The 12,773-nt window shown below is 49.5% G+C and carries 23 protein-coding genes; 19 read left to right on the top strand and 4 right to left on the bottom strand.

What is annotated here, in order from left to right; translation table 11 throughout:
- The 3 genes from BN3277_RS15205 to BN3277_RS15200 all read right to left on the bottom strand — a co-directional run bounded on the left by BN3277_RS15205 (position 1) and on the right by BN3277_RS15200 (position 1,611).
- Positions 1-870 (bottom strand): ImmA/IrrE family metallo-endopeptidase, encoded by an 870-nt coding sequence (locus BN3277_RS15205; RefSeq protein ID WP_059044024.1) that lies wholly within the window; start codon positions 868-870, stop codon positions 1-3.
- Positions 871-948: 78 nt separating this feature from the next.
- Complete coding sequence (locus BN3277_RS25555) at positions 949-1,095, bottom strand: hypothetical protein (RefSeq protein ID WP_157688723.1); 147 nt, start codon at positions 1,093-1,095, stop codon at positions 949-951.
- Between the two features lie 156 nt (positions 1,096-1,251).
- On the bottom strand, positions 1,252-1,611 hold the full coding sequence (locus BN3277_RS15200) for a helix-turn-helix domain-containing protein (protein WP_082691469.1): 360 nt from the start codon (positions 1,609-1,611) through the stop codon (positions 1,252-1,254).
- Positions 1,612-1,758: 147 nt separating this feature from the next.
- Here BN3277_RS15200 and BN3277_RS15195 point away from each other — a divergent pair, with 147 nt between their 5' ends.
- On the top strand, positions 1,759-2,028 hold the full coding sequence (locus BN3277_RS15195; RefSeq protein WP_232436435.1) for a helix-turn-helix domain-containing protein: 270 nt from the start codon (positions 1,759-1,761) through the stop codon (positions 2,026-2,028).
- The gene (locus tag BN3277_RS15190; protein ID WP_059044020.1) at positions 2,012-2,194 is read left to right on the top strand and encodes a hypothetical protein; all 183 of its coding nucleotides are present in this window, start codon (positions 2,012-2,014) and stop codon (positions 2,192-2,194) included. The genes BN3277_RS15195 and BN3277_RS15190 overlap by 17 nt, the downstream gene beginning before the upstream one ends.
- On the opposite strand, the gene BN3277_RS15185 is transcribed toward BN3277_RS15190, so the two are convergent.
- Positions 2,181-2,444, bottom strand: coding sequence for a hypothetical protein (locus BN3277_RS15185; RefSeq protein ID WP_059044018.1), 264 nt, complete (start codon positions 2,442-2,444; stop codon positions 2,181-2,183). The two genes, BN3277_RS15190 and BN3277_RS15185, sit on opposite strands and share 14 nt — an antisense overlap.
- A 241-nt stretch (positions 2,445-2,685) precedes the next feature.
- Between BN3277_RS15185 and BN3277_RS15180 the strand changes: the two genes are divergently transcribed.
- From BN3277_RS15180 to BN3277_RS26430, 17 genes are all read left to right on the top strand, one after another.
- Positions 2,686-2,979, top strand: coding sequence for a hypothetical protein (locus BN3277_RS15180; RefSeq protein WP_059044015.1), 294 nt, complete (start codon positions 2,686-2,688; stop codon positions 2,977-2,979).
- A gap of 341 nt (positions 2,980-3,320) precedes the next feature.
- Positions 3,321-3,836, top strand: coding sequence for a hypothetical protein (locus BN3277_RS15175; RefSeq protein ID WP_059044013.1), 516 nt, complete (start codon positions 3,321-3,323; stop codon positions 3,834-3,836).
- A 9-nt stretch (positions 3,837-3,845) separates the two neighbouring features.
- Positions 3,846-4,130 carry a hypothetical protein gene (locus BN3277_RS15170; RefSeq protein WP_059044011.1) on the top strand — a complete coding sequence of 95 codons (285 nt, stop codon included), beginning with the start codon at positions 3,846-3,848 and terminating at the stop codon, positions 4,128-4,130.
- A complete protein-coding gene (locus BN3277_RS25550) occupies positions 4,127-4,303 on the top strand; it encodes a hypothetical protein (protein WP_157688721.1) in 177 nt (58 codons plus the stop codon). The genes BN3277_RS15170 and BN3277_RS25550 overlap by 4 nt, the downstream gene beginning before the upstream one ends.
- Before the next feature lie 113 nt (positions 4,304-4,416).
- A complete protein-coding gene (locus BN3277_RS15165; protein WP_059044010.1) occupies positions 4,417-4,677 on the top strand; it encodes a hypothetical protein in 261 nt (86 codons plus the stop codon).
- A 61-nt stretch (positions 4,678-4,738) separates the two neighbouring features.
- Positions 4,739-4,999 carry a hypothetical protein gene (locus tag BN3277_RS15160; protein WP_059044009.1) on the top strand — a complete coding sequence of 87 codons (261 nt, stop codon included), beginning with the start codon at positions 4,739-4,741 and terminating at the stop codon, positions 4,997-4,999.
- The gene (locus BN3277_RS15155; protein ID WP_082691467.1) at positions 4,996-6,993 is read left to right on the top strand and encodes an AAA family ATPase; all 1,998 of its coding nucleotides are present in this window, start codon (positions 4,996-4,998) and stop codon (positions 6,991-6,993) included. Before BN3277_RS15160 ends, BN3277_RS15155 begins: the two co-directional genes overlap by 4 nt.
- Positions 6,994-7,053: 60 nt before the next feature.
- Complete coding sequence (locus BN3277_RS15150) at positions 7,054-8,043, top strand: recombinase RecT (protein WP_082691506.1); 990 nt, start codon at positions 7,054-7,056, stop codon at positions 8,041-8,043.
- Positions 8,043-8,750, top strand: a complete 708-nt coding sequence (locus BN3277_RS15145) for an MBL fold metallo-hydrolase (protein WP_059044007.1) — start codon at positions 8,043-8,045, stop codon at positions 8,748-8,750. Before BN3277_RS15150 ends, BN3277_RS15145 begins: the two co-directional genes overlap by 1 nt.
- Positions 8,747-8,935, top strand: a complete 189-nt coding sequence (locus BN3277_RS15140; protein ID WP_059044006.1) for a hypothetical protein — start codon at positions 8,747-8,749, stop codon at positions 8,933-8,935. Before BN3277_RS15145 ends, BN3277_RS15140 begins: the two co-directional genes overlap by 4 nt.
- A gap of 179 nt (positions 8,936-9,114) precedes the next feature.
- Positions 9,115-9,840 carry a MarR family transcriptional regulator gene (locus BN3277_RS15135; RefSeq protein ID WP_232436434.1) on the top strand — a complete coding sequence of 242 codons (726 nt, stop codon included), beginning with the start codon at positions 9,115-9,117 and terminating at the stop codon, positions 9,838-9,840.
- Positions 9,833-10,174 carry a replicative helicase loader/inhibitor gene (locus BN3277_RS15130; protein WP_059044004.1) on the top strand — a complete coding sequence of 114 codons (342 nt, stop codon included), beginning with the start codon at positions 9,833-9,835 and terminating at the stop codon, positions 10,172-10,174. Before BN3277_RS15135 ends, BN3277_RS15130 begins: the two co-directional genes overlap by 8 nt.
- Positions 10,146-11,555, top strand: a complete 1,410-nt coding sequence (gene dnaB / locus BN3277_RS15125) for a replicative DNA helicase (RefSeq protein ID WP_059044003.1) — start codon at positions 10,146-10,148, stop codon at positions 11,553-11,555. Before BN3277_RS15130 ends, dnaB begins: the two co-directional genes overlap by 29 nt.
- A 15-nt stretch (positions 11,556-11,570) precedes the next feature.
- Positions 11,571-11,729, top strand: a complete 159-nt coding sequence (locus BN3277_RS25795; protein ID WP_148501058.1) for a DUF6906 family protein — start codon at positions 11,571-11,573, stop codon at positions 11,727-11,729.
- The gene (locus BN3277_RS25545) at positions 11,726-11,914 is read left to right on the top strand and encodes a hypothetical protein (RefSeq protein ID WP_148501056.1); all 189 of its coding nucleotides are present in this window, start codon (positions 11,726-11,728) and stop codon (positions 11,912-11,914) included. The genes BN3277_RS25795 and BN3277_RS25545 overlap by 4 nt, the downstream gene beginning before the upstream one ends.
- A 119-nt stretch (positions 11,915-12,033) precedes the next feature.
- A complete protein-coding gene (locus BN3277_RS15120) occupies positions 12,034-12,402 on the top strand; it encodes a RusA family crossover junction endodeoxyribonuclease (RefSeq protein WP_059044002.1) in 369 nt (122 codons plus the stop codon).
- A 176-nt stretch (positions 12,403-12,578) separates the two neighbouring features.
- On the top strand, positions 12,579-12,773 hold the full coding sequence (locus tag BN3277_RS26430; RefSeq protein ID WP_082691466.1) for a zinc-finger domain-containing protein: 195 nt from the start codon (positions 12,579-12,581) through the stop codon (positions 12,771-12,773).

Raw genomic sequence — 12,773 nt, 5'->3', positions numbered from 1 at the left:
CTAAAATGCACCATGGAAGTGCAAGACTTCCTCGATCTCTTTCTTTTGAATCACAAACTTATGAACCGCGTTCCGGTACCTTGCCGCCAGATTACTCAATCGTACGCCGATTTTATCGTCCCGGACGATCATGTCGGCGAAAAGGACAGGTTTGCTATCATCGAAAACATCCAACTGGTTCTCTTCAATGCGTTCGAATGGTCCGTCAGGTGCAAAAATGATTTCGTCATGGTTCAGCATCGTTTCGGTATCAACCTCTACGATCAACTGAGAGGGAGCGTCGAATTCACCGGTTGGATCGTAATAAGCATAGATTTTCGTTTCAGGAGGCGGGGTGGTGCCGGCCGACTCGGTATGTTTCCGTAGGCCGTGTTGCTTCGCAGCAGCCATCATGATCCCTTGAAACTCCCGGCGTTGAATTTGCTCCAGACGTTCCTTCGCCAGCTTCATAGGCACGTCAAAGGTTGAAGCGAGAAAGTCAATGACGTCGTTTTGGTGTACCGGCAGGTTGAGTTTATTTATCATGTAAAATGGCATCGAGGCGTAGAGGAGAAATACGTTTGCATCGGCCTCCTGAGCATCCCTGAATAGATCCGGCATCTTGCGCTGATCCCCAACGTGTCGAAGCACGTGGCAAAGCTCATGAAAGAATACCATTCGAGAGCGAATTATACTTTCTCGCTTATCGAGGATGATGACACCTTCGTTATTGTCTGAGAAGGATTTGCACGAGTCGAAGTTCAGTCCAACACCAAACATTTCAGCAATGCGGACGATATCGAGATCTTCTGGGGATTTTATGTGGTTAGATCGATACTGATCATTAATCCATTGCTCGAGTACGGTTTCATGATAATGGGAAAATTTCATGAGCAAGCACCTCTGTGATAGGAATGTATGTTCTGTTTATGGTGGAAAAGAAAAGCCGTTTCCGGCTTGATTATAAAGTTATGAGTTCTTGCCATTGGGCTTGTCCTGACTCGATGCGACAAAGCTCACAATGCTTGAATCTGGTGGTGGACCTTCTGATTTGATGATCATCGGCTGTGGTTTTTCTCGGCTACCGCTTCCGTTAAATACACCGATACGAATCATGGTATTAACCTCCTTATGAGGAATGTATGTTCGGTTTATGGATAGAAAATTAGAGCCGCTCTGGGCTCGAATTTATTGCCTAGTTAACGCCATGCCACTAAGGGCATTTCTTCATACTACCACCTTAGAAATTTTCACCATCGGTTGGAGAACTTGTTATTTATTTTGGTCCTTTTCCTTTGCAGCTGCTTCTGCAGCTCTCCGTTTCATCTCACGGTATCGCTCCAAAGCAGCCTCCATTTCAGCGATCTCGTCCGGCGTGTATTTCTCCGGCCCGCCAAAAAAGGACAAACTGTTTTCATCAATTACAGTTGGCACAATTGTACGTCCCATTAAGTAATCGACAGAAACATTGAAGAATGTTGCAAACTTATCGATTGTCTCCAAATCAGGATTGCGACTTCCGTTCTCATACCCAGAGATCGTGGATTCGGCTAAGCTAAACTTCGCCCCAAAATCCTTCATCGTAAGACCACTATCTTTGCGCAATTTGCGCAGTCGAGACCCACTGAACATATTAATCACCTAAAATCATTATACTTTGCACTTTGCATATTGAAAAATAAAAAATAGAAAACTTCGCAAAATGCGTTGACACTTCGCGAAACGCGATGTAATATATGGGTAGCTTCACAAATCGAATAGTTTATGGAGGTGAGAGAGGTGGTCAACCTTATCAAACTAGCGAGAAAATCAGCCGGATATAGTCTTGGAGGCGCAGCAAAAGAACTTGAAATACCGGTTGGCTATTTGTCTCAGATTGAAAATGGACAAAGGCAGGTTGATTCTGATCGTGCCGAAAAGATTGCTAATCTATATAAGGTACCAAGAGAAGAAATTTTTTTGCCCAGTCGCTACGCAGTACGCGAAGTTGATGACGGAAACTACTCGATTTGCACGGAAGGAGGTGGGATAGGTGGAAAAGCGGGATGAAGCAATGAAGGCGGTAATAGAAGCACTGGTCAAGGAGCTGAGTCGAGATCCAATTGCCCCGGAGATCGTGGTGGCTATCTCCAAGGCAATTGAAACTCTCGATGGCATTAACCCTCTTACTCAGACAGGGAATACAAAAAGTCCTGAACGACCTAGCGGTTGGTGATGTAATCAATTTCTAATGAGAATGTCCATTGGCTATCACCGGTAGCTTCTTGATTTAAGTTAAGCGCTTGTACTGCTGATTTGAAGTGCTGAAGGCCTTTACTTAAATGGCTAAGGGCTTCATCAGGCAAGTGCGATGAACACCCAGGACAGACCAATGTTTTTGCCTTAATCAAGCTGTTGAAATCAACTTTTATAACCGATTCACATTCTTCACATTTGAAGGTCACTTTGTATAAATCATCAATCATTTCATTTCCTCCTTTCTGCGATGTGATCTGGACAATCTCATTCTAACAGATTTTAGGAGGTACAACACGAAGGGAGGTCACACGGTGGACCACAACCTGCAAGACATCAAGGAGATCCGCGAAACGAAGGACGCTGCTGAGGTCAACCAACTACTGAGAGAGGGCTGGGTACTTGATTATTGTAGCCACGAACCAAGCCGTAGCCGGTACGTACTCGTGAAATTTGAATAGGAGGGAGATCATGGCAAGAGCGCTAAAAACACCTTCTACACTGGCTGAAGCATTAAGGCTGGCCGCCGAACTGGCCGAGCGTAATGAAAAGTTAGAGAAAGAACTGAAGGAACTGCAATCATCGCAATATCCAGAAGTTCTTCAATCAAAACACATTCTTGAACTGATGGGATGGTCGAGACCAACACTGACATTCGCGGCAAACGATCCTACCTTCCCGCATTTGGATGGTTCTCGTAAAAAGGGAGATGGCATCCGGTGTTTGAAATGGGAGTTCTACGAATGGCTTAAATCTCGGGGGTGATGGGATGCGATTCAGATGGATGCGGCAAAGCTCTCGTTCTGGGTTGATCGCCGCGATAGTTACGCGGGCAATGGTCAAGGGATTATCGATGGAAGAAGCCTTAGATGTATCATTGCCACACTATTCGGTTAATCCTGGTGCTCTATCACAGTTGGAACGGAAGCGGATCCTGCGGGATGCCCGGGAAGGAATTAAGAGAATAGAAGAAACCCGCCGGGGCGGTACCGGCCGCCGGCGGATGAGGGGATGACATGGGGAATGTTGTTTCTCACAAAACCATATTACAACAGCCCCATGTCCAAAAGCATCCCTCTTAATTGGACAAAGGAGGTAAATGTAAATTGGCAGTTGGACATTTTTCAACAGCACTCGAAGAGGTGCTTGATCAAACCGGGGATACCCTGGCTAAGGCGGGGAAGGCAGCTCATGTTGATGGATCGCTTATAGGTAAAATCCTCAAAGGTAGCCGTAAACCGACGGAGCCGGTAATGAAAGCGGCGGCACAGCACTACGATGACGGTAGGCTCTACATTGCAGCAGCTGGAGAGATAACGGACGGGGCATTCGTCCCATGGCTAAACGGTGTTGATTTACATAGGACGAGCGTTCATATCAAGGTTTTGGAGGAAATCGGAGAAGCACAGGAGGCTTTGCAACGGGCACCGATCACCAAGACTAGGGAGCAACTGGGGCAGCAGGAGCTGCTTAGGATCAAGGCAGCCATTATGGAGAGCATCGAAGCCATAACAGCGCTGATGCATTATGTGACGGTCTTATGCCGGGAATATTGCTTCTCTTACTTTGGAGCATGGCGAGAACATCGCTCGGAGCTGAAGGCCAAAAAATATATGAAATGAGGGATTGTAATGGAAACCAACATGACATTGGAAGAAGAAGCGCGGTTCGTAGCGCGTAACGCAGCTCGTAACCTTCGGACGATCCGACGGAATCCAGAAAGCGTGTCAGCGGATAAGCTCCAGAACAACATCGCTTACCTCAAAATGATGATCCGTTTGAACAAAGCCGATCTGAAAGCACAAAAAAGCGCCCGGCGGGCAGGCCGGACGCTTCGGTTGAGATCACGTCTAATGAGTCTCTTATCGTCTATTTTATCTGATGAACGCCGGAAACGCAAGGAGGGAACGGCTTGATCAACCAGGACAACATTGAGCGCCTGATTGGCCGAAAATTGACGGACAAGGAGCTGCGGACCATTGAGTGGCTTAACGGCTGGGAAAAGGATACGAGTGGCACGATCGCTCATCTGATCAAGACGGCGTATCTGAATGGGCGACTAGAGAAGAGATTGAATAGCAAGGAATAGACAGGGTTTCGGCCCCGTCTCACTGCCTACGGGACGGTTTCATAACCTACTCCCGTTTCGTAGGCGGTGAGATGCGGCTGAACGCATCAATCCAAAAGAGAGGAGGACAAGCCATGCAGCAGGTGATTCAGCGGCTGACAGTAGTCAGCAATCCGACTCGGGTTTTTGAAGTCGGGACGGAGATCGAAGGTCGGGAGGTCATTGAGATCAAGCAGTTCTGTAATGACGATTTCTCGGAGTTTTTGGTCTTGGATGAAAACGATAACCCAATCTCCAGCATCGAGAACTGCCCAGTCATCGTGGATTGGAAGGCAATCGCAGTTCACGATGAAAAAGAAAACGACCTGCGGGAACAGGTCGTATCTGGTACTTAACAAATTCACTTGCCCTTATCGTATCAAAATGGGGCGAATCAAACAAGAGGGAGGGATTCAGATGGGCAGTGCTTATTCCGTGGATGTGACGGATCAGAACGTGGCTGTAGAGGTTAATCCAGAAAAACCATACTGCTCCCCAGCTCTTTGTATCCGCGGTACATTCGGCAGCTTGCAATTAATCGCGACAAATGAACATCTGGCCGAGATCGAATATGCCCTGCGGACTTACCTGTACGGGATCCGCTACCCGGAAACGCCGGACCAGCAATCCATCTTAAACCATGAAATCAATCATTACATTGAGGAGGGAATCGCTTGAACAGTATCATTCTGGAGCGTTTGGGCGCACGCAACTTTAAAGGTTTTCGTGACTTTGGCTTAACTACAAATGGCGGTAATGTTGACATCTACGGGGACAATGGCACGGGAAAAACGACGATATTTGATGCATTTATCTGGCTCTTGTTCGGAAAGGATAGCGCCAACCGCACAGAGCAAAAGTTTGAAATCAAGGAGTTGGACTCTGCTGGAAAGGTACTTCGGCACAAGCTGGAGCATGAAGTGGAAGCGGACATCCTGGTCAACGGACGCCGCCGGACATTCCGGCGAGTCTACTCCGAAAAGTGGACCAAGAAGCGCGGATCTGTTACGGATTCATTCGAAGGACACTCCACAGATTACTACGTTGACGGCGTGCCCGTAAAGCTTTCCGAGTATCAAGCCGAAGTGGATTCCCTCATTAAAGAGGATCTCTTCCGTCTCCTGACCAGCCCTTCATATTTTAATGAACAGCTTAAAAAGGAAGAACGCCGGAAGGTGCTGCTCGAAATCTGTGGTGATGTTACGGACGCTGAAGTTATTCATTCTAATCCGGCGCTCAGCCAGCTGCCGGTCATCTTGGGAGAACGAGATATCGAGAAACATAAGGAATTTGTTAGAAATCGTTGCAGAGAAATCAACAAGGAGATCGAGCGTATTCCTGACCGAATCGACGAAGCTCAACGGAATCAGCCGGATATCCATGGTTTGGATGAGAATCAGCTTGATGGTCAAATTGCAAAGCTTCGATCGGAAATCAAGGCCAAGGAAGAGGAGATTCTTCGCATTAAACACGGCGGAGAAACGGCAGTAAAGGAGAAGCGGCTCCAGGAGATCGAGACAGAACTATTGGCTATTCAGGGCAGGTTACAGTCGGCCGCCCTAGATCATGTTGCATCCAAACGTAATGAGGTTAGCTTGTTCCAGAAGGACTTCGATGTGGTTCGACGCCAAATTGACGGTAAGCGATATCAGGTCCAGCAAAATGAGCAGAGCATCGATCTGAAGAGCCGAGAGGCAGATCGGCTCCGCGCCGAGTGGACGGAAATCAATGGCAAAGTGTTAGAAGGGCAACATCATGACGAAAATTGCCCAGCCTGCGGTCAAGCTCTTCCATCCGAGCAGGTCCAGGAGGCTCAAGCGAAGGCAGAGGCATCGTTTAACCGGGATAAAGCTCAGCGGCTTGAACAGGTCAGTATTCGCGGGAGGGCCGCTAAGGAAGAGATTATCCGGCTGCAAACCGAGAATGAGCGGCTGAGTCAAGAAATTGAACGGCTTAACGATCAACTAACCGATTGCCAAAGTAAACTGGCCGCTGCCGAGCAAGAGCTTGATCAGCTTCGGTCAGGCATTCAGGATCCGAAATCTGATCCCGGGTACCAAGAACTCCTTCGCGAGAAAGCATCGATTCAAGATGAAATCGCTCGGCTCAAAGAATCCGCTCAAGGGGAAGTAACTCGTTTGGAAAGAGAGGTTTCCGAACTGGAGAGTCGACTCCGTGAGATGGAACTAGACAGATATAAATTTGTTGCCTACAAAGAGTCTGAGAATCGAATAGCTGAGCTCGAAGGGCAGGAGAGAAGTCTCGCTGCCGAATATGAACGCTTGCAGGAGGAGCTTTTCCTAACCGAAGAGTTCACTCGCTCCAAGGTGGCCTTGCTCGACTCCAAGATCAATTCTAAATTCAAATATGCTCGTTTCCGGCTGTTTGAAGAACAGATAAACGGTGGACTGAAGGAACTCTGCGACACGCTTTATAACGGAGTTCCGTACGATGGAGGGCTCAACAATGCGGCCCGGATCAACGTCGGCCTGGACATCATCAACACGCTGTCTGAGCACTATGGCTTCTCGGCTCCAATCTTTATTGACAACGCTGAAGCCGTTACCCAGTTGATCGATACGGATGCTCAGGTGATCCGACTGATCGTGTCTGAGCCAGACAAGAGGCTTCGAGTCGTTACGCAAAACAAAACCATGCAGGAGGCGATTTAATTGACAACCACAAATCAAGGAGCGCTTGCCAAGAAGGAACCAACGCAATCCGAACGATTTATGGCCAAAGTTATTGCGGAGTTTGGTTCCAGCGTCGGTGAAGTGGCTCTTACGAACTTCCAGAAGCGCCTTGCTCAGAATTACTTCATTGCCCTGGATTCCGTGCTTAAGACTACCGAAGAAAAGCGGCTGAAGAAGTCGGAGAAGTACCGTGACCCGCTGCCGGTGACATGGGCAAACGTCAATATGGACAAGCTGGCCAGAGATGTTGTGGCCTACGCGAGAATCGGGTTCGATCCTTCGCAACCGAACCATATTAACCTGATTCCATTCAAAAACAACTCTCTCGGTAAGTATGACATCGGCTTCATTGAGGGATACCGCGGACTTGAGCTTAAATCGGTCAAGTATGGCTTGGATGTTCCGGACCATGTAACGGTAGAACTTGTATACTCTAATGATTATTTCGCACCCATCAAAAAGGATGCGAACCATCCGTACGAAGGATATGAATTTGAGATCAAAAACCCGTTTGATCGGGGGAAAATCCTTGGCGGCTTCTACTACCATTCCTACACAAAGAACCCTGAAAAAAACAAGCTGGTGATGATGACAATCAAAGATATCGAGAAGCGGAAACCGGATCATGCCAGCCCCGAATTCTGGGGTGGTGAAAAGGATAAGTGGGAGAACGGTAAGAAGGTCGGAACCGAAACCGTTGAAGGCTGGTACGAGAAAATGTGTTGGAAAACCGTTTACCGAGCTGCCCACAGCGACATCACCATTGATAGCCAGAAGATCGACGACGATTATTTGCGCCTGAAACAGATGGAGAGCGACTTTGTTGAGTCGGAAGTTGAACGGGAAATCAACGCCAATGCCAATAAAAACGTCATCGACATTACGCCTCCTGCTTCCAACGAGCCCGAACTGGAACCGGAACAACATTCATCCAAGCCGAAAGTGGAACAGGATGGGCAGGGTGAAATGGAATTCGAGATAAACCCGGATGACATTCCGCCGGCGGGCGCCGAAGAGCCTGACTTCTAATGATCGATATCAAGTGCCTCGGCTCCAGCAGCGCGGGCAACGCCTACCGGATCACGGACGGGCGTACCGCTCTCCTGCTGGAGGCTGGGTTCCCTTATAAATCACTTCAGCGGGAGCTGAAGTTCCGGATGTCGGACATTGCGGGTTGTCTGATCAGTCACGAGCACGGGGACCACAGCAAGGCAGCTAAGGACGTGATGAAGGCTGGGATACCCATCTATACCAGTCAAGGCACGGCGAACGCCCTGGGGCTCGCTGGTCATCGCTTGAAGCCAATTAAGGCACATCAGCAATTTGAAATCGGTACATGGTCCATACGGCCGTTCGAGATTGAGCACGATGCCGCAGAGCCGCTAGGTTTTATCCTGGCGAATACCGCGGGGGACAAGCTGGTATTCCTGACGGACACCTATTATTGCCGCTACCGCTTCGCTGGCCTAACTCACATCATGGTGGAAGCAAATTACTCGCTGGACATCGTGAATCAGCGCGTGGCCGACGGCCAGTTGCATCCGGCGCAGAAGAAGCGGCTCTTACGATCTCACTTCGGTCTTGAGCACGTCAAAGACTTTCTCAAGGCCAACGACATCAGTAGGGTCGAAGAGATTTGGCTTCTACATCTATCCGACGGAAACTCAGATGCCGCTAGGTTTAAACGGGAAATTCAAGAGACCACCGGCAAGATGGTTATGGTAGCTAACCGATGATCGATGATCAAGGGAAGATGCTTCAAAGCATGATGTGTGACCGGATTTGGCGGCTGATGAAGTCGGATCCGGAAGCGTTCCAACGGGAGACGCGGGCTTACTTTGCTCGGGCTTATCCGGGATGGACTGTAGTCCGAGTGAAGTATCCCATCGTTTATTTGCGAGACGATAGAAAGCAAGTTTAGGGGATGAGCGAATGCCCGAAGGCAGTTACCCTTTTCCGATGTATTCCGGATTACTCGAGCCAGAACACTACAAGAAAATAGGCAGCGCGATTTGGCTTTTCCTCTGGTGCATCAGCTCCACAACGAAGGAGCTCGAGGAGGAGGGGACGGTCTGGGGCAGTGTCCTAGGTGGTCGGCCAATGAAGTTGTCTGAGATAGCAGAGTATTTCGGGGTTAATAACAAGACCGTCAGCCGCTGGTTGGATGCATTAGAACAACATGAGTACATACGAGTGACCAGAGCTGCACGCGGTTTAATCCTATCAGTTCGAAATTCAAAGAAGTGGACGGACAAAAATGTCCTATCACTAAAAAATGATAAGACAAATATGTCCGATCAGTCAGCAAGTGATAAGACAAATTTGTCCGATCATGAGCAAAAATCAATCAGTGATCGGACAGAAATGTCTGATCTAAAAGATATTAAAAATCTTACTACTATCACTACTACTCCTGAGGATTGGCCTGAACAAGGTGAACCTGATCCTCAGGCAGATGGAATGATTTCCATTTTGAACGCTTACTGCGAACTCAACAAAAAATTAGATTTCCATGTTAAGCCAAAAGAGCGCGAAGCCATGGGTAAGATGGTCGCCGGGGGGATGCCGGTACCCTTTACCATCCGAACTATGGAGAGCCTGCTTCAGGCAAAGCGTGAACGGGAGGGTGAAAGTTTTAAGTACCCGACCAGCTTTTTGTACTACGTGGACGGAATCGAAGAAGCCTGGGTTAACTCCCAAACTACCAGTCAACTGATGGCTGGAGTCGCCCCGGGAGCTCCAGAGCATCCGAAGCGAATGACCAAGCTTCAGCAAGAGTTAGAAAAACTCCGAAGACGAGCAAAGGAGGAGCGCCAGCATGGATAGAGCAGAAGTTATTGAGCTGCTCATAGCAATCAAGGAGAATTACCCAAACTTCGATACAAGCGATGAGAGTATTGATCGCCACTTTAAGTACCTTCACGATCTGCCTTACGAGATTGCATCTAGGAATGTCGAGGAACACATCCGGACGAGCAAGTATCCGCCAAACATTGCGGAGATCCGCGGGAGCCTAGGTGAACAGATCGAACGTGACCGGATGAAGGCGGCGACGGCCGAATACTTTGCTGCGCGGGAGGAGGCCGCGAAAAACGCCTGTCCGCCGCCGCCGGGCTGGAAGGAGGCCATCTATGCAAAACTCGGTCGACCAATTTGCTGATCTACCTCATGATCTGGCGGCTGAGTGCTCGGTAATCGGTGCTGTTCTCATCAAGCCGGAAGCAATTGAGTACGCGGAAGGCCTGCAGCCGGAAGTCTTTTATCACGCCGGCCACCAGATCATTTTCCGAAGAATGATGGAGCTCGCAGGCGAAGGTGAACCGATCGACCTGGTGACATTGACATCGCGGCTTAAGGATCACGGCGAGTTGGAGGATGTCGGCGGCGTGAGCTACTTGTCACGACTGGCTCATTCGGTACCTACGGCAGAGAACGTCGAGAGTTACGTCGCTGCGGTGAAGAATAAGTACCTGCTACGGGAGATCATTCATGCAGCTCAAACGCAGATCGCGGCAGCGTCCTCTGGGGAAAACGTCCAGGCGCTGTTGACAGAGATGCAGGTTTCGACCGCAAAATTGACAGATCAGGCTGCCCCTCCGCAGGATTTTAAGCGGATCAATGATGTGCTAGTAGAAGTTGTCGAAACGACTGAGATCAAGGCCGATGCGTTCAAAAGGGGCGAAATCACGGGAATTAAAACTGGATACACAGACCTGGACAAGATGCTCGGAGGGTTGCAGAAAAGCGACTTGATCATCGTCGCGGCCCGGCCATCGGTCGGTAAAACGGCTTTCGCCCTGAACATTGCCCAGAACGTGGCGGTCCGAAGCGATGAACCCGTAGCGATCTTCAGCCTTGAAATGTCTGCCCCGTCGCTCGTTGCCCGGATGATTAGCGCTGAAGGAAACCTCGAAGCCAGCCGGCTGAGGATGGGTGACATGAACGATGATGATTGGAGCAAGATGTCTGTTGCTGCGGGCGTGCTGGGGGAAACAAACATCCGAATCGATGATTCTCCGGGTATAACGGTCCATGACATACGCGCTAAATGCCGGAGGCTAAAGAAGCAGTGTGGGCTCGGCCTGGTCGTTATCGATTATCTGCAGTTGATCGCCAGCACCGGCGGTAAGGGCCGCGGATCGGAGAATCGGCAACAGGAAGTGTCTGAGATTTCCCGGACGTTGAAACATCTTGCCAGGGAGCTGGACGTTCCGGTAATCGCGCTTTCCCAACTCAGCCGCGGTGTCGAGCAGCGGCAGGACAAGCGACCGATGATGTCAGACCTCCGTGAATCTGGTGCAATTGAGCAGGATGCCGACATCGTAGCCTTCCTATACCGGGATGACTACTACAATGCTGAGTCCGAGAAGAAGAACATTATCGAGATCATCATTGCCAAGCAGCGGAACGGACCGGTTGGGACCGTGGAGCTGGTGTTCATGAAAAACTTCAACAAGTTCGTAAATTACGACCGGGGGCATAGTGATCCGGGGCCGCCGCCTCAGAATGTAACGGATATTCACAAACGCCGCTGGGCGTGAGGGGAGGAAACGGGGATGAAGCAGCTTAGAAAGCCGACACGGAAGCAAAAAGTGGAGCTGGGCAGGCAGAAATTGAAGCCTGACAACTGGCTCGTTGAACGGGATGACGGAAGCCAAATGGTGGTCGTGAGTAAGGAAAAGGGGCAGGTCCGACGGCTCCGGTGGGGCGCATGAGTAGTCCATGGAGTAAATGGAGCGTTTACGAGTACATGCGGCACGTCTACATGCGCGCCGGGCGCTGGCCGAACCTCCCCGAGCTGCTGGATAAATTTCCGTCGACACCGCTGGCAGAGATCAAGGATGGCATGAAGGAATTCGAGAAGACGCTCACGATCGGGGGCGGCCGGCATGCGCAGTGAAGCTTTGGTGGATCCATATTATCAGGATGTTCCTTGGGACATCGTCTATGACGATAACGGTCGGCAAATCGGAGAGGTGTACATGCTATTTGGCGAGTCAAAGAGGGAGGGGATGCTCTATGAAAATCGTTATTCCCGGCGAACTACCGACCATGAATCAAATCATCGACGCGGCAAAAACGCACTGGAATGGTTACCGAAAAATGAAGCAGGATAACACGCTGCTTGTTACCTTAGTCGCAAGACGTCTTCCGGAATGTAAAAGAGTAGACATCTCTATAACCTGGTATCGCAGAGACCGCCGAACGGACAAAGATAACATCATGGCCGGGCAGAAATTCATCTTAGACGGTCTGAAGGAGGCAGGGGTCATCGGTAATGATGGGTGGAAGCATATTGGGCGGATCACACATGACTTCGCAGTTGATAAGCATAAACCTCGTGTTGAGGTCGAGCTTATGGAGGTCGCTCCGGAGCGAGCTGGATGATCCTAGTTTGTATTGAATGCGGCCGAGACATGGAACAAGCGGAAACAAATGAATTCCGGTGCCCTGGTTGCGGGTTTGGAGTGGAACAGTTGTCCATCCCCGTAGAAGGAGATCTGGATGAGCCCAGCTCGGCCGTTTGACCAAACATATGATCTTATTTGAAAGGAGTTTCTGCCATGAATGTGAGATTACAAGTGGTAAGATCAATCGATGATATTCTTCTTTACTGCGAAAAGTGCAAGCAGCGCGCAGAGCTTAACCGCATTCATGGCTCAGTCTTTTCAAAAATCGACGGATATTGTAACCGGGAATGCCCGGTAGGTGGACTGCTTCAATTGCATGGCAAGAAGTTGGTACGTGATCTTACGTGA

It is taken from the genome of Paenibacillus rubinfantis (assembly GCF_001486505.1).
Classification (GTDB): domain Bacteria; phylum Bacillota; class Bacilli; order Paenibacillales; family Paenibacillaceae; genus Fontibacillus; species Fontibacillus rubinfantis.
This window is presented reverse-complemented; position numbering and strand designations above follow the sequence as displayed.

Coding starts and splice junctions, on each gene's coding strand:
- BN3277_RS15205 (WP_059044024.1), bottom strand. CDS start 870: ATGAAATTTTCCCATTATCATGAAACCGTACTCGAGCAATGGATTAAT.
- BN3277_RS25555 (WP_157688723.1), bottom strand. CDS start 1,095: ATGATTCGTATCGGTGTATTTAACGGAAGCGGTAGCCGAGAAAAACCA.
- BN3277_RS15200 (WP_082691469.1), bottom strand. CDS start 1,611: ATGTTCAGTGGGTCTCGACTGCGCAAATTGCGCAAAGATAGTGGTCTT.
- BN3277_RS15185 (WP_059044018.1), bottom strand. CDS start 2,444: ATGATTGATGATTTATACAAAGTGACCTTCAAATGTGAAGAATGTGAA.
- BN3277_RS15180 (WP_059044015.1), top strand. CDS start 2,686: ATGGCAAGAGCGCTAAAAACACCTTCTACACTGGCTGAAGCATTAAGG.
- BN3277_RS15170 (WP_059044011.1), top strand. CDS start 3,846: ATGGAAACCAACATGACATTGGAAGAAGAAGCGCGGTTCGTAGCGCGT.
- BN3277_RS15165 (WP_059044010.1), top strand. CDS start 4,417: ATGCAGCAGGTGATTCAGCGGCTGACAGTAGTCAGCAATCCGACTCGG.
- BN3277_RS15160 (WP_059044009.1), top strand. CDS start 4,739: ATGGGCAGTGCTTATTCCGTGGATGTGACGGATCAGAACGTGGCTGTA.
- BN3277_RS15150 (WP_082691506.1), top strand. CDS start 7,054: ATGGCCAAAGTTATTGCGGAGTTTGGTTCCAGCGTCGGTGAAGTGGCT.
- BN3277_RS15145 (WP_059044007.1), top strand. CDS start 8,043: ATGATCGATATCAAGTGCCTCGGCTCCAGCAGCGCGGGCAACGCCTAC.
- BN3277_RS15140 (WP_059044006.1), top strand. CDS start 8,747: ATGATCGATGATCAAGGGAAGATGCTTCAAAGCATGATGTGTGACCGG.
- BN3277_RS15135 (WP_232436434.1), top strand. CDS start 9,115: ATGAAGTTGTCTGAGATAGCAGAGTATTTCGGGGTTAATAACAAGACC.
- BN3277_RS15130 (WP_059044004.1), top strand. CDS start 9,833: ATGGATAGAGCAGAAGTTATTGAGCTGCTCATAGCAATCAAGGAGAAT.
- dnaB (WP_059044003.1), top strand. CDS start 10,146: ATGCAAAACTCGGTCGACCAATTTGCTGATCTACCTCATGATCTGGCG.
- BN3277_RS25795 (WP_148501058.1), top strand. CDS start 11,571: ATGAAGCAGCTTAGAAAGCCGACACGGAAGCAAAAAGTGGAGCTGGGC.
- BN3277_RS25545 (WP_148501056.1), top strand. CDS start 11,726: ATGAGTAGTCCATGGAGTAAATGGAGCGTTTACGAGTACATGCGGCAC.
- BN3277_RS15120 (WP_059044002.1), top strand. CDS start 12,034: ATGAAAATCGTTATTCCCGGCGAACTACCGACCATGAATCAAATCATC.
- BN3277_RS26430 (WP_082691466.1), top strand. CDS start 12,579: ATGAATGTGAGATTACAAGTGGTAAGATCAATCGATGATATTCTTCTT.